Raw genomic sequence first — 773 nt, forward strand, 5'->3', positions numbered from 1 at the left:
GCACCACCAGGCGGACAAAGCTCTGGGTGGGTAGGGTGCGAGCCAGGCATAGCCGTAATAGCCTGACCAGCCGGTAGTGCTCGGCAGTGTGGGCGTTTGCCGTTTCACTCAGCGTCAGTGTGACGTGTAAACCGCGTTTCAGGCGGCCATAACACGGCATCTCCTCGGGCACAGTGTCAAGCTGCTGCCACTCATCCAGCCGCTGTTGCAACTGGCGTAACTGCGGGGCGTCGTGGCTCAGCCCCCAGGCGAAGTCGAGCAGCAGGCGCCGCAACACCGGTAACGCAGCGGCAAAGTGTGGCCGAAAAGCCAGGTGTGAGATTAATCGCCACTGGTGGTGGCTATCGCTGAGTGCCACGGCGGCCACGGAAGGTGTGCTGACTGGCCGCACGGTAAAACCGGGTGGCGTGTCGGCCCCCATCTTCCAGTCAGTTGGCAGTGTGGCAAACGGTGGCGCTTTCATCTGCATCAGAAAATGACAATCAAAATGGCTCTGCGGAAAGGTGTGCATCGGTTGGCCATTCGGTTGGTAGAACTGTAGCCAGTTGCGTTTGCGGCCGCTGGCAGCGGTGACGGTGTGCAGGCGGCAGTAGCCATGGTGGCCACGCCGTTGGTGGCGGTGTGGGGTGAGTGGGAAATCGACGCGTGTCACCGATCATGCAAAACTGATCCACTAACGATCATCGAAAACTGATCCACCTGATATCATCCGTGCTTTTTCTGTGCGGAGATTTATGTTAACGAAGGAGATGTTTGTGGATATTCATGTTCGC

General features: G+C 58.3%; 1 protein-coding gene. It reads right to left on the reverse strand.

Features of this window, described 5'->3' with window-relative positions; genetic code table 11:
* A partial coding sequence (locus EOJ37_RS14345) for a type VI secretion system baseplate subunit TssF (protein ID WP_155522521.1) occupies positions 1 to 652 on the reverse strand: 652 nt, incomplete at its 3' end.
* Positions 653 to 773: the final 121 nt, after the last annotated feature.

This window comes from Serratia microhaemolytica (genome assembly GCF_004011885.1).
Lineage (GTDB): Bacteria > Pseudomonadota > Gammaproteobacteria > Enterobacterales > Enterobacteriaceae > Serratia_G > Serratia_G microhaemolytica.